The sequence below is a fragment of the Agrobacterium sp. 20P9.1.2 genome, from assembly GCF_057799395.1.
Window position 1 is genome coordinate 221,335 of sequence record NZ_JBYOKI010000001.1, and the last position, 19,616, is coordinate 240,950.

At 55.5% G+C, this 19,616-nt stretch carries 22 protein-coding genes and 1 tRNA gene; 9 read left to right on the top strand and 14 right to left on the bottom strand.

Features of this window, described 5'->3' with window-relative positions; all coding sequences use genetic code 11:
• Positions 1–109: 109 nt before the first annotated feature.
• Positions 110–622: an A24 family peptidase gene (locus AC27VJ_RS01055; protein ID WP_488682474.1), complete on the bottom strand. Its 513-nt coding sequence runs from the start codon at positions 620–622 to the stop codon at positions 110–112.
• Between the two features lie 122 nt (positions 623–744).
• Positions 745–933 (bottom strand): Flp family type IVb pilin, encoded by a 189-nt coding sequence (locus tag AC27VJ_RS01060; protein WP_488682475.1) that lies wholly within the window; start codon positions 931–933, stop codon positions 745–747.
• A 428-nt stretch (positions 934–1,361) separates the two neighbouring features.
• On the opposite strand from AC27VJ_RS01060, the gene AC27VJ_RS01065 reads away from it, so the two are divergent.
• From AC27VJ_RS01065 to AC27VJ_RS01075, 3 genes are all read left to right on the top strand, one after another.
• Entirely contained in the window at positions 1,362–1,757 is a 396-nt protein-coding gene (locus AC27VJ_RS01065) for a pilus assembly protein N-terminal domain-containing protein (protein WP_488683152.1), read from the top strand.
• A gap of 459 nt (positions 1,758–2,216) precedes the next feature.
• Positions 2,217–3,047: a hypothetical protein gene (locus AC27VJ_RS01070; RefSeq protein WP_488682476.1), complete on the top strand. Its 831-nt coding sequence runs from the start codon at positions 2,217–2,219 to the stop codon at positions 3,045–3,047.
• Positions 3,048–3,211: 164 nt separating this feature from the next.
• Entirely contained in the window at positions 3,212–3,808 is a 597-nt protein-coding gene (locus AC27VJ_RS01075; protein WP_488682477.1) for a hypothetical protein, read from the top strand.
• A gap of 197 nt (positions 3,809–4,005) precedes the next feature.
• Here the strand turns inward: AC27VJ_RS01075 and AC27VJ_RS01080 are convergent, their stop codons facing one another.
• From AC27VJ_RS01080 to AC27VJ_RS01095, 4 genes are read right to left on the bottom strand one after another with little or no spacing between them, the layout of a single operon-like run.
• Positions 4,006–4,740, bottom strand: a complete 735-nt coding sequence (locus AC27VJ_RS01080; protein ID WP_488682478.1) for a M48 family metallopeptidase — start codon at positions 4,738–4,740, stop codon at positions 4,006–4,008.
• Positions 4,727–5,158 (bottom strand): hypothetical protein, encoded by a 432-nt coding sequence (locus AC27VJ_RS01085; protein WP_488682480.1) that lies wholly within the window; start codon positions 5,156–5,158, stop codon positions 4,727–4,729. Before AC27VJ_RS01085 ends, AC27VJ_RS01080 begins: the two co-directional genes overlap by 14 nt.
• A gap of 47 nt (positions 5,159–5,205) precedes the next feature.
• On the bottom strand, positions 5,206–6,183 hold the full coding sequence (locus AC27VJ_RS01090; protein ID WP_488682481.1) for a restriction endonuclease subunit S: 978 nt from the start codon (positions 6,181–6,183) through the stop codon (positions 5,206–5,208).
• Positions 6,180–6,347: a hypothetical protein gene (locus tag AC27VJ_RS01095; protein ID WP_488683199.1), complete on the bottom strand. Its 168-nt coding sequence runs from the start codon at positions 6,345–6,347 to the stop codon at positions 6,180–6,182. The genes AC27VJ_RS01090 and AC27VJ_RS01095 overlap by 4 nt, the downstream gene beginning before the upstream one ends.
• Between AC27VJ_RS01095 and AC27VJ_RS01100 the strand changes: the two genes are divergently transcribed.
• Together AC27VJ_RS01100 and AC27VJ_RS01105 are read left to right on the top strand one after the other, a co-directional pair.
• Positions 6,336–6,809 (top strand): ribonuclease H family protein, encoded by a 474-nt coding sequence (locus AC27VJ_RS01100; RefSeq protein ID WP_488683153.1) that lies wholly within the window; start codon positions 6,336–6,338, stop codon positions 6,807–6,809. The two genes, AC27VJ_RS01095 and AC27VJ_RS01100, sit on opposite strands and share 12 nt — an antisense overlap.
• A gap of 94 nt (positions 6,810–6,903) precedes the next feature.
• Positions 6,904–9,357: a hypothetical protein gene (locus tag AC27VJ_RS01105; RefSeq protein ID WP_488682482.1), complete on the top strand. Its 2,454-nt coding sequence runs from the start codon at positions 6,904–6,906 to the stop codon at positions 9,355–9,357.
• Between the two features lie 68 nt (positions 9,358–9,425).
• On the opposite strand, the gene AC27VJ_RS01110 is transcribed toward AC27VJ_RS01105, so the two are convergent.
• From AC27VJ_RS01110 to AC27VJ_RS01130, 5 genes are all read right to left on the bottom strand, one after another.
• On the bottom strand, positions 9,426–10,799 hold the full coding sequence (locus tag AC27VJ_RS01110; protein WP_488682483.1) for a tyrosine-type recombinase/integrase: 1,374 nt from the start codon (positions 10,797–10,799) through the stop codon (positions 9,426–9,428).
• 86 nt (positions 10,800–10,885) lie between these two features.
• A tRNA-Leu gene (locus AC27VJ_RS01115) sits at positions 10,886–10,972 on the bottom strand.
• Between the two features lie 168 nt (positions 10,973–11,140).
• The gene (locus AC27VJ_RS01120; protein WP_488682484.1) at positions 11,141–11,452 is read right to left on the bottom strand and encodes an Rdx family protein; all 312 of its coding nucleotides are present in this window, start codon (positions 11,450–11,452) and stop codon (positions 11,141–11,143) included.
• 89 nt (positions 11,453–11,541) lie between these two features.
• Positions 11,542–12,060, bottom strand: coding sequence for a GNAT family N-acetyltransferase (locus AC27VJ_RS01125; protein ID WP_488682485.1), 519 nt, complete (start codon positions 12,058–12,060; stop codon positions 11,542–11,544).
• A 17-nt stretch (positions 12,061–12,077) separates the two neighbouring features.
• Positions 12,078–12,659, bottom strand: coding sequence for a helix-turn-helix domain-containing protein (locus tag AC27VJ_RS01130; RefSeq protein ID WP_488683154.1), 582 nt, complete (start codon positions 12,657–12,659; stop codon positions 12,078–12,080).
• Positions 12,660–12,874: 215 nt separating this feature from the next.
• Here AC27VJ_RS01130 and lepA point away from each other — a divergent pair, with 215 nt between their 5' ends.
• Genes lepA through AC27VJ_RS01145 form a run of 3 tightly spaced genes read left to right on the top strand, consistent with a single transcriptional unit; the run spans position 12,875 to position 15,294 of the window.
• On the top strand, positions 12,875–14,713 hold the full coding sequence (lepA, locus tag AC27VJ_RS01135) for a translation elongation factor 4 (protein ID WP_162727672.1): 1,839 nt from the start codon (positions 12,875–12,877) through the stop codon (positions 14,711–14,713).
• A 54-nt stretch (positions 14,714–14,767) separates the two neighbouring features.
• On the top strand, positions 14,768–14,998 hold the full coding sequence (locus tag AC27VJ_RS01140; protein WP_488682486.1) for a type II toxin-antitoxin system CcdA family antitoxin: 231 nt from the start codon (positions 14,768–14,770) through the stop codon (positions 14,996–14,998).
• On the top strand, positions 14,998–15,294 hold the full coding sequence (locus tag AC27VJ_RS01145) for a CcdB family protein (RefSeq protein ID WP_488682487.1): 297 nt from the start codon (positions 14,998–15,000) through the stop codon (positions 15,292–15,294). Before AC27VJ_RS01140 ends, AC27VJ_RS01145 begins: the two co-directional genes overlap by 1 nt.
• Before the next feature lie 85 nt (positions 15,295–15,379).
• On the opposite strand, the gene AC27VJ_RS01150 is transcribed toward AC27VJ_RS01145, so the two are convergent.
• Both AC27VJ_RS01150 and AC27VJ_RS01155 read right to left on the bottom strand, forming a co-directional pair.
• Positions 15,380–15,700: a hypothetical protein gene (locus AC27VJ_RS01150; RefSeq protein WP_488682488.1), complete on the bottom strand. Its 321-nt coding sequence runs from the start codon at positions 15,698–15,700 to the stop codon at positions 15,380–15,382.
• A gap of 352 nt (positions 15,701–16,052) precedes the next feature.
• Positions 16,053–17,492 carry an aminotransferase-like domain-containing protein gene (locus AC27VJ_RS01155; RefSeq protein WP_488682489.1) on the bottom strand — a complete coding sequence of 480 codons (1,440 nt, stop codon included), beginning with the start codon at positions 17,490–17,492 and terminating at the stop codon, positions 16,053–16,055.
• Positions 17,493–17,576: 84 nt separating this feature from the next.
• On the opposite strand from AC27VJ_RS01155, the gene AC27VJ_RS01160 reads away from it, so the two are divergent.
• Positions 17,577–18,440 (top strand): DMT family transporter, encoded by an 864-nt coding sequence (locus AC27VJ_RS01160; RefSeq protein ID WP_488682491.1) that lies wholly within the window; start codon positions 17,577–17,579, stop codon positions 18,438–18,440.
• 15 nt (positions 18,441–18,455) lie between these two features.
• Here the strand turns inward: AC27VJ_RS01160 and AC27VJ_RS01165 are convergent, their stop codons facing one another.
• Positions 18,456–19,535, bottom strand: coding sequence for a glycoside hydrolase family 25 protein (locus AC27VJ_RS01165; protein ID WP_488682492.1), 1,080 nt, complete (start codon positions 19,533–19,535; stop codon positions 18,456–18,458).
• Positions 19,536–19,616 lie beyond the last annotated feature (81 nt).

Sequence of the window (19,616 nt, forward strand, 5' to 3'; positions counted from 1 at the left end):
CAGAATCTCTGCCCTCACCATGGCCCGCCATTGGTGTAATTATAGTTAATAAAATCTGTCGGCTTGTGGTTAATGAAAAATAAACGCAGCTATTATCGCCGGATTAGCTTTACAGCATGTGCTGCATTGCAAGCTGTACGATTGGCGCTTCGGGGTAGGTCAGCAGACCAGCGATGGCGATAGCGATGCCATAAGGGACTTTTTTCGCGACAAGAAGTGAGTCGGGAATAGGCAAGCCTGTGACCATGATTTCTTGAGAGCGGGAGCGCAGCAAGAGAATTGCTATTGTCAGAATACCGCCAATGAGCGCCACGCAAATCATGAACGTGACGAGCGATATATTAAATCCGAACCAAACCGCGGAAGCGGTCAAAAGCTTTGCATCGCCGCCGCCCATGACGTTGAGTGCGAAGAGCGCGAAGCAAACGCAAAAAACGATAAGTCCGGCAACAAGGCTCATGCCTACAGTATTCAAGTCCACGCCGAGTGCAAAAGCGATCACGAAAAAAGAAATTAGAAGCGTGATGGATACACGATTAGGAATTGTCATCGTGAACAGATCGGTAACTGCTGCAAAGCTCAGGCAGAAAGGTAAAAGCAAAAAAGCCGCAATACTAACCACAGTTCAACTCCCCAGCTTCACCTCTGTTTTTTGATCATAGGCTATCAAAAAGGTGTCATCAGCATAAACCCAAACGCCGCCCCATGGGGAGCGGCGAGGCATGTATTGGAGTGAAGCGTTTTTTACTGACCGGATTTTGTAGCAGCGGTCGTCATCTTCGTACCAAGATTGGTAAAGAGCGTACCGATCTGAGTGCCAACAGTCGTAGCACCAGTGATAATAGCAACGGAAATCAGTGCTGCGATCAGGCCGTATTCAATGGCGGTCGCGCCGGACTCGTCTTTCAGGAAGCGAGCGAAAATCTGTGTCATGCGGGTTCTCCTAAACTCTGTTTGTTGTTCAGCACGCCGACAACTGTTTTCCGTTGTTCGGTTGTCCCTAAATTACAGAAGCCCGATTTCCAACCGCTTAAGAAATCTCGTTAAAAAACGGTAAATACGAGGTTGAATTCAGCATAGTAAACAATGATGTAAAGGTGAATTTCAAATTTTACAGAAGGCTAGATGCGCCTGTTTCCAAGGGTTTCGGCGTGTTTTTTTTGAAAGCCTGCCTCAAAACGCGACGTATGCGTTGTGCAATTATGGGTCATTGGAGAGGTGTTGCCGACACAACCGGAAATTTGTGATCGATGCATATCATTATGGGATTCGTACTTAACGCTTCATTCACCAATCCCGCGCATGGTGTTCTTGATCACATTGCGCAATCAAGGCTGCCCCTATCCATGTCATCTGCTTTTATGGCTCGAATCGCTGTTTCCCTGACGGTGCTTGTCGCAACGCCAGCAATGGTGATGTCTGCCGATGACGATATGCTGCGTGTTTCCATGAATCACGCCCGCGTCCTGAAGCTTGATCGTCCCGTCAGCAAGGTCATTATCGGCAATTCCAAGGTCGCGGATGCCACTGTCGCAGACGCCACCACGATCGTTCTGACAGGCCGCAGCTTCGGTACCACCAATCTCGTGCTGCTGGATGCCGAAGGCAATGCCATCGTCGACGAGCGCGTGCTTGTTTCTATCGATGAAGGCAACACGGTGCGCGTGTTCCGCCAGACCGCCCGCACGGTTCTGTCCTGCACGCCGAACTGCGAAGAGCATTCGCCCAACGAAGGCGCAGCCGCTGGCGGCCAGTAAGCCATAATCACATTTTTAGGGTGTTTTTGTCAGCCACGACGCGAATCCGTTTTGGTCGTTGAAAAATGCGTTTTCGCTTGGCTGTTTCCCGAACAAACAACACTCATCACCTCGCCCCGAGGGCGATTTTTCTCAGTGTCATTTTCGGTAAGTGATTGATCTGGCTAAGATCAAAAATGGAATGGTGCCCAGAAGAGGTGCGAGGGCACCAAATCGAACCAACTGGGTTTTTGCACATTCCTCAATTATTTCAGAACCTTACTAGATGCCTTATCAGTCGGTGCTTTCCGTCGTTGTGGACATTAAGCGGCACGATTGTGGACCGCAAATCACTACTACTTCGGCCCGATCATGTTGCCAAGTACTCGCGATTAAAATGATGCGGCTGCATATCGTGCCGGTTGCAATAACGGCTTAACTCTGATGGAGATACCAAACTCATTTAGCAGTAGGTAATCTATGAAAAACGACCGGCGTACCTTCTTTCTCTATAATATTGAGATTGCTTCGAAGAAGGAGGGTGCCACTCTTCCTACGATGCAGGAACTAATGGGTGTTTGGAATAAAATGAAGCTGAGTGGCAGGACCTATCCGATTAACGGCGGCGAGGGAACCATGCTTCTCGGTGACGTTCGGTTTCACGCTGCTGACCAATATATGATTCTCTTACTTCGCTTATCCGACAAGAAAGCACCGAACAGTGTGTATTCGGACCCTACGAGTGGAGAATTCACTGAGCATCCGAAAACCGGCAACACTGGGTCAGACTTCGCGTGTCATGTTTTGATTTCGACCGCACCAGAGGCGGGAGTGCCAAACGTGCATACCTGCGCGATCGAACGAGTGACCAATATCCACGCCGGATTAGTTCAGAGAATTCTAAGTAAGCTGCTGAACTATGAATACCATGATAATTTGGAGTTCTTCTCATATCCGGCTCCAGGCGGCGGCCTGAACAAAGACGGACTTCCAAGAATGGAGCGCTGTTGCCCCCATGTGGACCTGAATGGACGCCCCTCGGCTGCTTTGATAACCGATATCAACACGGGTCACTTATCTGGCATCAGTTTGATCAGGGACGAACCCGTTCTGCCAATCGCGGGCGCTCCTTATCTAAAGAAGTCAAAGACCGAATTGAAGTTGACGATTGACAGGGGTAACCTTCCCAATCAGCTTTGGAACTCATTGGAACTCATTGGAACTCATTGGAACATGCGATGCACGCGAATTCGGGAGCGTATGGAAAGGCCAAGGTTTCATATAAGCGGCCCGGCTCAAGTCGGATCGTAACCGTCGAGCTTAACGCCGCAACCGGGCAACCGCTGAACGATATGTATATCGAAAGTTTCGAAGTGGGCCCAATTTTCCCACCGTTAGCGCAATCAACAAATACGACTGTTCCACGCCTGTATAACCCTGCGGTCACTCAATTCCTGACCTATAGGTCGATTTAGATGATCCGGGAGCTCATTTACGAACTGACGCGAGGTCTTGCCTACCGAAGTATTCAGCACCCTGAAATGACGAAATATACGGTATGGCTACCTCTGCTTGGATACGCGATAGCGATTGGTGTCTACTGTGGGCTTGGTTTGGATTTCGTGTGGTTGGGTGAGAAAGGGGTTTTCGCTGCATTTCTCACGATCTTATCGACCTTGCCCGGCTTTTATTTCGCTGGCTTGGCTGCGGTCGCGACATTCGGAGGAACGGGGATGGATACTCCGCTCGCCAACCCTGCGCCGACAATTTCCATCCGTGTCAAAGGTGTCTATCGTGATCACCCTTTGAACCGTCGCCAGTTTCTTTCCTATTTGTTCTCGTATCTAGTCATAATATCCTTCACGCTATGCTTGGCGCTAGTCTGTCTTAATGCGCTCGCTCCCGCTTTGCCCAGCATCGCGGCTCGGTTTTTGAATTACCCGTACGGTGAGTTCTTCTGGCTCGCTGTTAAATTCGGAGTGGGCTCGACGCTACTACTCGTCTTTTGTTCAATGCTCGTCACCACCCTACATGGAATTTTCTTCCTGACAGAGCGGATGCACCAGCCTTAGCTTCCGCACACTTTGGGTAGCCACAATAAAGTAGATTGTAACCACTATTGGATAGGAACACCTGATCGAATGCCTGAGGCGGAGGTTTCGATCCGTCTTGCGGACCATCTTTTCCGAACTCCCGACATTCGGCGGGACGGTTGATGTCGCTATCGAAGGTGCTTCGGTTCGTGTTCATCGGCTTCGAAACCGAAACGTCAGTCGTTCAGTATAATTTCGGCCATATCGTCGAGGGATCGCTTGACGGTTTCCCATTGGGGCATCGCACGGCTGAGAAGTCGAAAGAACTCTGGACTATGATTGTGTTCCCGCAGATGACAGAGTTCATGGGTAATGACATAATCAATGCATTCGCGGTTCGCGCGGACAAGGAAAGGATTTAGCGTAATTGTGCCCCCGGCTGCACAAGTGCCCCAGCGGGTTCTCATGTCCTTCAACTGGAATTTCGGAACTTCCTGCGGCCATGGTAGCCCTTTGGCAATGACGCTAAGACGATAGGCGAAGTAGTCCCGCGCCTTCAGCTTGTACCAAGCCCGGACCCGCGCTCTCACCGCATCGGTTGACAACTGATCATGCGCGACCTCAAGCAGAGCGCCTTTGAGCTTGATCGTCCGCTCTGTGCGGGGAACATGGCGAACCTTCAGACTGTATCGCCGTCCGAGATAAAGGATTTGTTCGCCGCTAACGTATTCACGCGGCAGGACATGCTCGAACCGTCGCCTCGCGTCAAGCACATGGTCATGAACCCACCGGGCTCGCTTCTGCACGGCCTTGCCGATATCTTCCGCAGTGGCTTCTTCAGGGGCTTCGACTTCGACCGTGCCGTTATGATGCACGTGGATGCGGACTCGTTCACGGCGTCCCGTGGCAATTCTTACGGTGTAAGGAATGGCCTCGCCGCCATAGTGCAGCACCCGTTCAAAGCGTCCCACGGCTCACCCCCAGTCGCACAACCTCGACAACGCGGTCGATGAGAGCGGTTGCTTGGTCGAGTCCGCCCAGTTCCTTGAAGTATCGGGGCAGGAGTTCGCGGCGGATTTCCGCCTCCACATTCACGGGATTGATCGAGTGTTTGGCGACGGCATCGTTGACGACGCTGTCGATGTGCATTGCTTCCGAGACAAGCCACTCCTCTCCCCGTTGCTGGGACACCGGGTCCCCGAGAACGAGGGGAAACAGCCCATAGTAAGCCTGTGCGTGACGATTGTCGCCAAAGCGATCAGGCACATTGGGGTTGGCTCTGGCTTTGGCTTGTTGCTCAAGGTCTTTGAAAAGCACGAACTGTTTGTGCGGGTGGTCGAACAGGGCTTCGGCCTCGCGGATTGCGTTGCGCAGCAGTTCGGAGAACACGGCCTGAGCGTATGGATCATCGGCAAGGTCCTGCTCGATGGTCTTGGTTAGGCGTGTCTTGATGACATCAGTTTCGGCTCGGGTCTTATCGTCGCCCCACGACTGCGGATCGTCGAGCGAATAAGCGGCTTGGTTTCGTGCAGTCGATAGCCAAAGCAGAAGCTGTTTAGGTAGCACTCCCCCGGATCTTCAAGCAAGACGCTCGACATCCCAACTTCATCAGGAGTTTCCGACGATGTGGTGAAGAATATGTCCCCTTTCTTTACCCGATGCTGTGCTTCCTTTGGGCCGATGTTGACAAAATCCACTTTGCTCATGTCAATAGCGGAGTTCCCAAATACCATCATGTAGGTAATGTACGGCGCTCCGCTGCCGAAGTCCTCTTTGGATTTTCCGGTAAGCCCCCCGTAAGTTTCCCCAAGCTCCCCAACCGATATTGTATCCCACTCCCCTTCGTACCCTTTCAGTCGCCGCTTGCCGGTCAACATTTGTTGCATGAGCGCCCGCTTCTGCGCCTCTGCATTAGCGAGCAGCTTCTCGGTGGTCTCTATGGCTTTGTCCCATGAGTATAGGATTTCCGAGATTTTCTTTTGCTCGATAAGGGGAGGGATGTCCCACGGTATTCGCTTGAAATCGTTGAAATACAGGCGGAGTCTGTCATCGGTGAGCCCATAGGAGTACGCCCAGAATCGGTGGATCATTTCTGGCAGCTTGAACAGGTGCGCAGCAAAAAAGGGATCAATACTCTTCCTAGGGGTGAGGACTACATATGCCGGACTGACTAGTGCATCTATTTCAGCAAGGCCGGAGGCACCCTGCCACATACGCATCATATTATACGCGATGTCACCTTGACGAACGCGTAAGTGCTCCTCCGGTGAGAGACTGGTCTCTGTACGGCGCTCAAGTGAGTCGCGCGGCACAAGGCCTCGATTAAGCGTCACCGACAGAGTCGGAAGCCCCGCGCTTCCCCGTTCGCGGCGGCTCGTGAAATGGGCCCCTAGTCTTGGTACTTGAGCATTCATTTGTAGCCAAGCTCCTTGAGGTAGCTTTCCATCTTGGCTTCAAGCTCATCCATGTTGGCCCTCAGTGCCTCTCGCTCTGCGTGAACCGCCATAAGATCGATCTCCACCTCCTCCTCAAATGTATCGACGTAACGGGGAATGTTGAGATTAAAATCGTTTGCCACGATCTGCTCTTGGCTAGCGAGATAGGCAATCCCGGTCCCGGAGGTTGGGGCGCTATAGTCTGCTTCTGGAACGGCGACACCCTGACAGAGAGGGTCGAACTTTCAGACGGTGCCCACGACACGACAAACAATAAAATGGAGTTGTCGGCAGCGTTGTCGGCACTCGTCTACATTCGTGAGCGTGGTGATTTCGACCAGTCTGTACCGATCACCGTTGTAAGCGACAGTAAGTATGTCTTGGATGGTTTCACAGACTGGCTTCCGAATTGGGTTCGCAACGGTTGGCGGACATCGGGCAAGAAGCCCGTTAAAAATCAGGACCTTTGGAAAGGCTTTGAATTTGTCGCAAACGGCCTGTCACTGACATTCCAGTGGGTGGAGGGTCATGCTGGCAACGTAGAGAACGAGGCTGCTGACGCGCTCGCTAATGCCGCCACGGACCGCTTTCGCGTAGCCGCCTAACCCCTCAAGAGACCCTATCGCCAACCTAATCAGCCTCCTCCGCATCCCGCGCAGGGGGCTTTTCTATATCCACCATAATTCAGGAAAATATCACATGGCCAATGGCTTATTCGGAATCAACATCGCTGCACCGCAGCTTGAACAAACCCGCCTAACACCCGCAGGTGTTCCCGGCAGCACCTTTATCCGCCCCGCTCAGCAGCAGACAGGGGGCAACCTCAAAGCCCTCGCTGACAGCCTACAGGGCCTCAACGGTGCCCTCCAGAACTACGGCAATGCCACCGCTCGACAGGAGCAGGACCCGCAGTCTCGGGCAAACCAAGAGTGGATCGCAAAGCGTCAGCTAATGACCACCGACCAGCTTCGTGAGGAGGCCCGTATTGGGTCCCCTGACGGCGTTCGTATTCGTGAAGACGCCTTGAACTCGCTGCTTGGTGAGAAGGCCAATGACGACTTCCGCGCCCGCTGGACCACCTTCTATAACACCGAGTTCGACCAGACCTCCGGCAATGCCGCCGCTGAATACGAACGGATGAGACAGGAAACGGCTGAGGCCCTTCCCAATGATCTATCCAAGGCCAGCTTCTACCGGATGACCAAGGATCACTTCTCATCGTGGATGCAGAAGGACACCGAGCGCAAGGTCGAGAACACGATGGGTGAGATCGACACGGCGATTGTCGGGTCTTTCAGAGCCACCATTGATGACGGCCTTGGCATCCACAAGCTGACCCCTCAACAGGCGGCTGATGCGGTGTTCAAGAAGTCGTCTTCCAACCGGGAGTTCCTCGGTCTGGACGGCAAGCGCCAGAATGACACCATCTTCAAGATCGCGGAAGAATACGCCCTCCAAGGCAACGAGGAACTGGCACGGGCATTGCTCGAAGGCCAGCGCACCGGAGCCGATGGGAACAAGCTTCCAGCGCTCAAGAGCATCCCCGCCTACACCGACAAGGTGATCAAGCTGCTGGACCAATCGGGGAATATCCGGGACCAGAACGCCAAGGATGGCAGCTTCAAGGTTCAGGTCGAAGACAATGATCTAATCCAGCGTGGAGCCTTCACCAAGGCTGAGGCTGACAAGCGCAGGGCAGCATCCCCCGGTATTTATTCCGACACACAGCTTGCAAATATGGTCGATCAGTCCAGCCGGACTCGCATCGCCATCGAACAGAAAGCCGAAGAGGAGCGGCAACGGCGTGAGCGGAAGCAAATGTCGGAAAGGGAGGAGGGCAGCGTGATTGCCCAGGCATTCTCAGCCATGACCAACATGAACGGTGCTGACCGCATCAAGGACGTGGAGATTGTCAGCCCGACAGGCGAAGGCACGAGGACACTCACTCGCCAGACGATCATCAACCAAGTGGTCAATCGCTTCGAAAGTCACATGGCCGACCGGACAGAAACCCTAATGCAGGGCGGCATGTCGCAAGAGCAAGCGGTCCTCCAGACTAACCGGGAGAAGATGACGTGGTATGCCGCAAACAAGATCGAGAACGATGAATGGAGCAGTGTTCTCAACGGGATTGCTGGCCGTGCCACAGTAGAGAACCTTTCCGAGCGCGGAAACGTCTCCAAGAAGCTGCTGGAACAGGCGGAACTCTATCGGACCTTGAGGGCCACAAACTCTCCGTATCTTTCCACGTTGTTGACGGACAAGAAGTCCACGGAGTTCCTTGAGGCTTACGATAACGCCGTCACCTTCCGCAGAATGTCCCCCGAAGATGCAGCTTTTACAGCAGCCTCATACGCGGCTCAGGACGAGAAGACGAAGGCGAGTGTCATGATTAATCAGCGTGATGCTGCCAAGCTCGCTGAGGACGCCCTAAGGGATATTGGGGCGGATGCCCGTGGGCAGAACAATGCTTATGTGATGGCGCGGATTGCCGCCATGTCACTCTCAGGTTTTACCGACAAGGAAATTAAGCAAAATCTCCAGAAGGAGCTTGAGGACAACTATGTGCCGATCAACGGCGTCATGGTCGCTGACAACCGCGATCTTCCTGACCATTTTCCCGAGTTAGTCGAGCAAGAGCTTGCCGACAGGATGGAAGTCTATGGCAAGCGCCTCGGTTTGGCCGAAGGTGATCTTTACGTGACCGCCGAAAGTGGCCAGTCGAAATGGCTGGTTATGAGCAAGTCCTTGGGCGGCGCTATCGGCTCCAGCGTGATTACTCCGGCGTCCCTCGAAGCTCGTCGCAACCGTCGCCGGATGGATCAAGAGGCGATAACCATGGGGATGATTGAGGCCAGCGACGGCAAGCGGGCAGAATACCAGCAGCGTTACAACGATGATATCCAGCGACAAAAAGCCAACATCGGACGCTTCTCTAAGCGATCAGGCTTCCTGTCTCAGACCATAGCGAAGAGACTGCAAGGCAACCTCGACAGTCAGCTTAATGGCGACCGGGAGAAGTTTGAGGGTCAGCTTCGTCTTGCCATTGAGGATTATAGGAAGAAGCGAGACGATGCTTCCAAGCGCCGTATGGACTTTTTCCGGTCGCTGGTTCCCTCGGTGACAATCGGCGGCAAGACCATCATCGACTAAACACAGTGGCCCCGCTTCGGCGGGGTCAACTATTTCAGGGGAACAGCCGAATTGCCAAGCGATTGCGGCTACGTGGATAAAGCCAAAGCTGCCTTCACCGCTGTAAGTGCGACCTCAAGCCTTGCGTCGGGGCCACCATATCGCTCACCCATGCTACCCTTTGAGTGCCCAAGCACAAGGTTGCGGTCGAATTCATCAACACGCGCCCGAAGCATTCGATCTTCCATCGTGTGGCGAAGCGAGTGAACCACGATCTTTGGGTCCTTTGTCACGGTGCGCACATGCTTCATAAGGCTGGCAGACGCTCCATCCGCACCGCGAACACGCCCATAGCGTGGAAACAGAAATTGCCCCTTTCCAGCGGCATTGAGTGCTTCACGAGCAGCGTCTAGTGCTGTTCCGACCAAAGGCACACGCCGTACCGAACCCGCAGTCTTGAGCCGTCTGTGAGGGTGATTGACGAGATCGATATATGGGATCGGCGCATCGATTTTTACGTCCGACACTAGCAGACCGGATATCTCACCAAGTCGGCATCCTGTTCCCTCAATCATTCGCCATATCTGCCATAGATCATGCCCCGCATGGGCCGCCATACGATTTCCTATAGCTTTCAGCATTTTATCCGAGATTGGTGATCGTTCATCACGCGCAACAGTATCAACCTTTATCGAAAGCTTGAGAAAAGGATTGAGTCCGTCTTTGACCCCAAGTTCGACGAGGCCGGTTGCTACGAGCGCCCGTACATCGTTCATATACCGTTTCACAGTTGCCGGCTTCATGCTGAGATCATGTAGCATATGATCGCGGACCTCTCGTGCGTCTTCGCGGGTGAGTTGGGCCAAGGGGCGGGTATCTTCTATCACGTGAGACAGATAGCCCATGACACGCTCGATGCGGCTTTTCTTGGCAGTCTCGTTGATGTCGCCTTTAATTTTCTCAGCAACATAGAGCCGCTTCGCGTCGGCAAGTGTTGGGACCGGACGCGCTACGCGCCCGCCGCTCGACAAAATGCCGAAGGCGCGATTTGCCACGGCGTCACCGCCGACATGTTCACCTGTATCGGGATCGATAGGAATTCCAGCTAGGTAGCTTTCGTGAAGAATATCGGCGGCGTCTGGATGGCTCGCATCAAGTTCGCGCCCGCCAACAAAGACTTTGCCGTTAGCCATACGAAGGGCAAGGCGCTGTGCTTCTTGATGAATCTCTAAAGCCGTTGAAGGTTGGTCGGCTTCGGCTGCATTACGTTTGGCATGGGCAACGAGTCGCTCAAACTCCAAATCGACTTTGGGATAAGCCTTCATGGCTTCCGGGCGAGTGGCACCGAGAAACCTTTTGAATTCGCCTTGATCTAGAAGATTTCTAACCGCCGTGGGAATGCGACGACGATATTGCCAAGTGCTCGCCTTGGTAAGTCTGGCATATTTCAAAACTAGCCCCATGTGGACCTCCGGTGGACCGGAAAGTGTACCGAAGGGACCTATTAAGTCTTGAAACTATTGAGAAATATGGCTTTCTCATAATGGAATGGTGCCCAGAAGAGGACTCGAACCTCCACACCCTTTCGAGTACCAGCACCTGAAGCTGGCGCGTCTACCAATTCCGCCATCTGGGCGACGAGGAGCCATGTACGGGGGCAGCCGTCTGGTGTCAACAGAGATTTTGAAGTTTTGTGACGATCATTGATTTTTCAACGAAAAAACTTGAGGAACCTTCGTGGATGCCTGTTGGCGACACATTGAGATGCCCACGACAGGCCTCCGTGAACCTGCCGTGAAAGGAATCAGCTATCCAGCCCTTCGTTCTTGGACCGGTCGAGGTGGCCGAGGTCGCGGTCGGGGTCGATGACATCGCGGACCCGTTGCTTGAGTTCCTTTGGTCCGGGGAAACCGCCATCGCGCTTGCGTTCCCATAGGACGTTTCCATCCAGCAGGATTTCGAAGCGTCCGCCGGTTGCGGGCACAAGGGAGACTTCTGCAAGGCTGTCGGAGAATGTATGCAGCAATTCCTGCGCCATCCATGCCGAGCGCAGGAGCCAGTTGCACTGGGTGCAATAGATAATGGAAATGCGTGGCTTGGCCGCTGTGTCTGGCATTTGGGCCCTCATCGGTGGTCCGGTTTCGAAACTATGAGGCCATGTTCTGCGGCCAAGCAGATGTTTGCAAGCGTCGATGTGGCGAAAATCTAGCCGATGTCTTTGTAGAACCACGTCGTATCGCAGTAACGACCATCGGGATGCATGGCGTAATTGGGGATGACGCCAACGCGCTGCCAACCATAGCGAGGGTATATCGCTTCGGCCTTGCTGCCGGAGGCCGTATCCAGAACCAGAAGTGTACGGCCACGGCTGACGGCTTCGGCTTCGACCCGCTCCATGAGCAGGCGCGACAGCCCAAGCCCGCGGGCGGAGCGATGCACCAGAAGTTTCATCAGGTCACCACGGTGAGGCTGGTTGGGTTTGGAGGACAGTCCCACCTGCACGGTGCCGAGGATTTTGCCGTCCACCTCTGCCACCACATGGATCGTGTCGCCATTTTCCACTGACTTTGCCACGTTCTGCCAGAAGGCAGTCGCATCTGCGGGCGCAAAGGGCAGCATGAAGCCGACGGAGGCGCCGCCATTGACGCAATCGGATAGGACTTCGCAAAGATCCGGGAGTACGGCCAGGGTTTCCTCGCCGTTCAGTATGCGGATAGTCGTCATTTAAAACTCCTGAAATGTCAGCGTTTTCGCTGGTCCAGCACCACGGCATAGCGGGCAGGATGGTCGGACGGATTGTGAAATATGTGCCCTTCGCCGACGGGCATGAACAGGCAGTCGCCAGGCTCCATCAGGTAGACCTCGGCACCTGTCGCCATTTCGAGGCTTCCCTCCAGCAGCCAGACATATTGCGTCATGCCGCGGCTTGCGGTGTGTGGAGGAAAACTGACCTTTGCATGGGGCGGAAAATCGACCTCGACGATATCGATATCGGAATCGACCCGCGGCGGAGAGATGACGCGGCGTACGTAACCGCTTTCCGGGTCCTTCCAGGTGGATTGATCCCGTTTGCGCATCAGCGGGGAAACGATCTCGTTATCCTGCGCAAAAAAGCCGGAGAGCGAAAGGCCCAATGCCGCGCAAATCCGCGCCAGTAGCGCTGCCGTTGGGCTGGCTTCTCCGCGCTCGATCCGCGAGATCATGGCGCGACTGACGCCGGAGGCGCTGGCGAGCTGCTCGAGTGTGAGGCTGCCCTGCGTTCGCAGATACTTGATGCGATCCGCTATCGAGCGTTCGAAGGTGTCGGTTTCATTTTCCATTATGAGAGAATATAAATCTCAGATGATGGAGTCAATATCCATGATGATGGAATTGTTGATCACTAAGTGAGAAATCCGGCATGCAGCTGTGCCATGCAGCATCTCAACTCGCCATATCGCTTGTCACATTTCTGCTAACGCTCGCCTGCCTGCTGAAAAAGCCCAACTTAAAAGGCTTTTAACCAAATTCCCGCTTTTCCAGCGCAAAGGCCCCTGCTATAGCGCGGAGCATGAGCACAAATTCGACCCGCACTCCGCTTGACCATATCCGCAACTTCTCCATCGTTGCCCATATCGACCATGGCAAATCGACCCTGGCAGACCGGTTGATCCAGTCTACTGGCGGCCTTGCCGAGCGCGATATGTCCGAGCAGGTGCTCGACAATATGGATATCGAGCGCGAACGCGGCATCACCATCAAGGCACAGACCGTGCGCCTGCATTACAAGGCCAATAACGGCGAAATCTATGTGCTGAACCTCATCGACACACCCGGCCACGTCGACTTTGCTTACGAAGTCTCGCGCTCGCTTTCGGCGTGCGAAGGCTCGCTTCTGGTGGTGGATGCGTCCCAGGGCGTGGAAGCGCAGACGCTGGCCAATGTCTATCAGGCCATCGACAACAATCATGAACTGGTGACGGTTCTGAACAAGATCGATTTGCCTGCTGCCGAGCCGGAGCGCATCAAGGAACAGATCGAAGAAGTCATCGGCATCGATGCATCTCAGGCCGTGCTGATTTCGGCCAAGACCGGTCTCGGCATTCCCGATGTTCTGGAAGCCATCGTTCACCAGTTGCCGCCGCCAAAGAGCGAGCTTGGCGAAAAGGGTCCGTTGAAGGCTCTGCTGGTCGATAGCTGGTATGATACCTATCTCGGCGTCATGGTTCTGGTGCGCGTGCTTGATGGCGTGCTGACCAAGGGCCAGACCATCCGCATGATGGGCACGGACGCGAAATATCAGGTGGAACGCGTCGGCGTTCTCACGCCCAAGATGGTGGCTGTCGACAGCCTCGGTCCGGGCGAAATCGGCTTCATTACCGGTTCGATCAAGGAAGTGGCCGATACCCGTGTCGGCGATACCATCACCGAAGACAAGCGCCCAACCGCGCAGGCTCTGCCGGGCTTCAAGCCTGCCCAGCCCGTGGTGTTCTGCGGCCTGTTCCCGGTCGATGCCGCCGACTTTGAAGATCTGCGCGCCGCCATGGGCAAGCTTCGCCTCAACGACGCGTCCTTCTCCTTCGAAATGGAATCGTCCGCTGCGCTCGGCTTCGGTTTCCGCTGCGGCTTCCTCGGCCTGCTGCATCTGGAAATCATTCAGGAACGCCTCGAACGCGAATTCGATCTCGACCTCATCGCGACTGCCCCTTCGGTGGTCTATCAGCTGACGATGACTGATGGCTCGGAGCGTGAGCTGCACAACCCGGCTGACATGCCTGACGTCGTGAAGATTTCCGAGATCCGCGAGCCGTGGATCAAGGCGACCATCCTGACACCAGATGATTATCTGGGTGGCATTCTGAAGCTTTGTCAGGATCGTCGTGGTGTTCAGACCGAGTTGACCTATGTCGGCAAGCGCGCCATGATCACCTATGAGCTGCCGCTCAACGAAGTCGTTTTCGACTTCTACGACCGCCTGAAGTCCATCTCCAAGGGTTATGCTTCCTTCGATTACCATCTCGATGGTTACCGCGAAGGCAATCTCGTGAAGATGTCGATCATGGTCAATGGCGAGCCGGTGGATGCGCTCTCCATGCTGGTGCACCGCATGGCTGCCGAAAAGCGCGGCCGCGACATGTGCGAAAAGCTGAAAGACCTCATCCCGCGCCACATGTTCAAAATCCCGATCCAGGCCGCCATCGGCAGCAACGTGATCGCGCGTGAAACCATCTCGGCCATGCGCAAGGACGTGACCGCCAAGTGCTACGGTGGCGATGCCACCCGTAAGCGCAAACTTCTGGACAAGCAGAAGGAAGGCAAGAAGCGCATGCGCCAGTTCGGTAAGGTGGACATTCCGCAGGAAGCCTTCATCGCAGCGCTGAAGATGAAAGACGATTGATCTTGCCTTCAAGCTTGATGCGTATAAACTATGCGCATCAAGTCGGAGGTCACTATGCCGTCTACAGCCAGAAAAGCAGTAAATCTTTCCCTGGATAGCGTGCTCGTCGAGCAGGCGCGTGAGTTGAAGATCAATATTTCGCGCGCGGCCGAAGAAGGCATAAGTCAGGCCATCAAGGCGGAACGTGAACGCGTGTGGCGGCTGGAAAATGCCGAGGCCATTCGGCAATCTAATGAGTATGTCGAAAAGCACGGTTTGCCGCTGGCACAATATCGTAAGTTCTGATGGCGCGTTTCGATATCTATCGCCTGAAGTCTGGCGCGCTGGTCATTGAGCTTCAGGCAACGATCATTGACAATCTCGACACACGCGTCGTGGCACCGTTGCTGTCTTTCGAAGAGTTTCCCAAGCCGATCCTGCGCCTCAATCCCAAATTAGAAGTGGCTGGAAAGACTGTGATAATGGTCACTCATATGTTGGGCGTCATATCCGTGCGGGATATTCACGAAACCATCGGTCGCTTTTCTGACGATGATCATGCGATCATGGCCGCAACGGATTTTCTGTTTCAAGGCTTTTGATATTTTCAGCCCCGATAGACGAGCGCAAAAAAACCGCCTGCCCGGTGGGGCAAGCGGCTCTTCACTTAACTAACAACCTCAGTTGTTAAGGCTGTGTCTGCGTGCCACCAGTGTTTGGCGAAGCAGGGGTCGTGTTGTTGGCTGGCGGAGCGGCCGGGGTCATTGGCGCTGGTGCTGGAGCCTGGTCGCTGACAGCCGGAGGTGTCGTTGACGACGTTGTGGTTGGGTCAGTTGTCGATGGTGCGCTCATCTGCATCCAGATGAAACCGCCGACGAGAAGGACGGCGATGACGGCTACCCAAGGTGCCCAGCCAGCCGACTTGCGAGCGGCTTCTGGCGTGGTACGCAGCTCCGGACGGTCCGGACGAAGATTAGGGTCGCGTGGCAGATTTGGATCGAAAGTCATGGTGTTTTCTCCTCTTCTATGGGGAGAAAATGCAAATCTGCGTGATTGGTTCCAGAAATGTGAGAATGATGAAATATACCGCTAGAGCGTTTCCTTGTTAAATGGAAACGGTTCTGTTGGTTCAAACGGGATCGACTGATTGTTCGGACGGCGCGTGCCGTAGCCTTAGCATACAGCCAAGCCGTCCGGGCAAGCAGACGGCCCGTTTCAACCAACCCGAAGGGCCGGGCATATTTCCGCCAGGGCTAAGGCGATCGGCTCGACCGTACCTTTGGGTATGCCCTTCGCCGATCGCCTTAGCCCTGACGAAAATCTGCTCCGGCAGAACGTTTCCATTTAACAAGGAAACGCTCTAGGCGCGCGATCTCATGGAAGCCATCGCCTGTTGCACTATGTCGATCATGCCTGGCCCATCGCATTGTGAGACATTGAACCGCATGAAGGCGGACGTGGTCTCTGCCTGACCGAAGATATTGCCCGGCGCGAGCACCATGTTTTTCGCCAGTGCGTGTCGGGCAAGTTCTGCGGCATCTACCCCGTCGGGCAGCTTGCACCACAGAAAGACCCCTGCCTGCGGCTCGATCCACGGCGTGATGCCAATTCCTTTCAGTCGCGTGGCGACATCCAGTCTTGCCTTGGCAAGCCGCGCCTTCACGGCCTCCATATGGCGGCGGTAATGGACGTCCTTGAGGGCGGTAAATACCAGCAGCTCACTCAGTTGGCTGCCGGAGAAACTGGCGGCGATCTTCATGTCCGCCAAAGGCTCGATCCAGTCTTTGGGTGCTGCAATGTAACCGCAACGGGCCGAAGCCGAGAGGGTTTTGGAAAAGCTGCCAATCTGCACGACGCGGTTGAGCCCATCGAAAGCGGCAAGACGCGGTGCCTTCTGCTCTTCGAAATCCGCAAAGATATCGTCCTCGATAATGGTCATCCCGGCCCGTTCGGCCAGCATCAGTACCCGATGCGCGGTGACCGGTGACAGCACGGCTCCGGTCGGATTGTGGATGGCGGAATTGGTGATGTAGAGCCGGGGCTGATGTTCGCTCAACGCCTGCTCGAACAGCGCCACATCCGGCCCATGGGGCGTGTAGGGTACGCCAACGACCTTGACACGGTGGGCGCGCAGCAGGGCGTGAAAGTTGAAATAGCACGGGTCGTCCACCAGCACGGTCTGGCCGGGCTCCAGCAGAAAGCGGCAGAGAAGATCGATGGCCTGCGTGCCGGAATCGACCAGCATGATTTGCTCCGAACCCGCCTGCACGCCCTGTTCTGCCAGCCGGCGGGAGAGAAGCTGCCGCAAGGGCACAAGCCCGAGCGGGGTGCTGTAGTCCGTCAAGTGCTGCACATCCCCGCGTGAAAGCGTGCGCATGGCACGGCGCAGGATGCCTTCAGGCATCCATGAGGCTGGCATCCAGCCGCAACCGGGTTTAGCCATATCGTCGCTGCCATCAAGCGCCAGCCGCGAGACCCAGAAAGGATCGATCGCGCGGTCGAGTTTTGGGCCGATATCGGCTAGAGAGAGCGGTGCAAGAGTGCTCGACACATAAAAGCCGGAGCCGGGGCGAGACCGGATGGCGCCTTCCGCCACCAGCCGTTCATAGGCCTCCACAACGGTCGAAGCGGAAACCTGCATGGCCTTGGCAAAGCCACGCACGGATGGCAACTTTGCGCCCGGCGTCAGCGTACGGGCAGAAATACGGCGTCGAATCTCCGCCATGACAGCCTCTATGCGGGGCGCTGAACTATCCACTTTCAAGGCGGCTATATTCATCCGTACTGCTCCAGAAACCATAACAGTTTGTGTAAACTGTATCGCACTGTTTCTGTCATTACCAGCCGTGACGGCGCATAGCTTTAGCCGAAATGGAGTTATGACATGGACAGAACATCGAGCGGCTGGTGGAGCGGATTTTTAGGCGTGGTCATCTTCAGCGGCTCTTTGCCTGCGACGCGTATGGCGGTGACGGGCTTTGATCCGGCGTTTCTGACGCTTGCCCGTGCCAGCATTGCCGGGCTGCTTGCTCTGGCGCTGCTTGTCACGTTTCAGCAAAAGCGACCGGCGCGCAGCGATCTTCTGTCTTTGGCCATCGTTTCGCTGGGCGTAGTCGTCGGCTTTCCGCTGCTCACCGCCCTAGCGCTGAAACATATTACCTCTGCCCACTCCATTGTCTTCATCGGCCTTCTGCCGCTCGCCACCGCCGTTTTCGCTGTCTTGCGTGGTGGGGAAAGGCCACGCCCGGCATTCTGGGTCTTCTCCTGCCTCGGCAGTGCCTTGGTCGCCGGTTTTGCGCTGACGCAGGATGGTGCCGCGTCGCTGAGCGGCGATCTCTTGATGCTGGGTGCCATTGCCGTTTGCGGGTTGGGTTATGCGGAAGGCGCTGCCCTGTCGCGGCGACTGGGCGGCTGGCAGGTCATTTCATGGGCGCTGGTTTTGTCGCTGCCCGTCATGCTGCCGCTCGCCATTTTCACTATGCCCGCATCCTGGGGCAACATAACCGGCATGGCCTGGGGCGGCCTCTTTTACGTGTCGCTGTTCAGCATGCTGATTGGCTTCATCTTCTGGTATCGCGGCCTGGCGCTTGGCGGCATAGCGGCTGTCGGGCAGCTGCAATTGCTCCAGCCCTTCTTCGGCCTCACGCTGGCCGCGACCTTGCTGGGTGAGCCGGTGAGTGTGGCGATGATGGTCGTCACACTGGGTGTCGTGGCCTGCGTGGCGGGTGCCAAGAAGTTTTCGACATAGGCGCCCGCCCGGTGATCAGCCGTTGCTGCGTGTCCAGCGATGCCAGGACTCTTCGCTGCCGCTGAAGACGTTGAGGTCGATCTTGCCTTCCACCCCGTGTGACAGGCCGGAGCCGGAATATTGCCAGAACAGCCATTTGCGGTCTGGATAGACCTTGGATGGATGCTGGGCCACGGCGCGCAGCCAGAAGGGATAGTTCAGGAATTCGCCCGACAGGTGGTCCTTATAGAAATCCGGTGCGGTGTAGATGATCGGGCGCTGGCCGTAATGGCGCTCCAGCATGTCCATGAAGACCTGCATCTTTTCCAGTACCTTGGCGCGTGGCAGGCGCATCTTGCAGCTGGATTCACCGTTATATTCCACGTCGATGACGGGTGGCAGGGCATCCGGGTCACGCGGAACGTTGCGAATGAACCATTCCGCCTGATGGCTTGCCGGGCGGCACCAGTAGAAGAAGTGATAGGCACCTCGTTTGACACCAGCCGCCTTGGCGCGGTTCCAGTTGGTCTTGAACATCGGGTCCAGATGGTCGCCGCCATCGGTTGCCTTGATGAAGGCGAAGTTCGCACCGCGTGATCTCAACCGTTCCCAGTCGATGTTGCCCTGCCAGCGAGAAACATCGACACCGTGAACCGGGAAATGCCGTGGCGTGACCTTGCCGAAATTGATTGGCTTGGCATCGCTGAAATTGGATTTGAAAATGCGCGAGCGCACCGCTGGACCGGCATTGATGGCAGGTGCTGCGGCCATGGCCATCTGCACCGGCTTTTCATTGGGCAGAACCACACCCGCCTGCGGGGCCATCGGTCTCTCGATCTCTGGCACCACGCGCGGCGCCGTCGTCTGATGATCAACGGCAGCAAAAGCGGGTGAGCCTGATGGCATCGGACCGCCCCAGGCCAGCACTTTTTGCGCGGGTTCGGCACGAAGCGGGGCGCCGACACTGGCTTGCGGCACGGGAGCCGAAGGCGTCACCGAACTCGTGGTTTCCTTGGAAGGTATGCCCGCCATCAGGCCTTCCGGCCCGGAGCTGGACGTACAGCCGGTAATGGATAGGCAGGCTAGGACGAAGGCTGGCACTGTCAATCGATGCATGAGAACCCGTACGCAAAACAAGCGGGCAAGCACAACGCGCACCACCCTGAGACCCGAGAAAAAATATGACTAACGACAAAT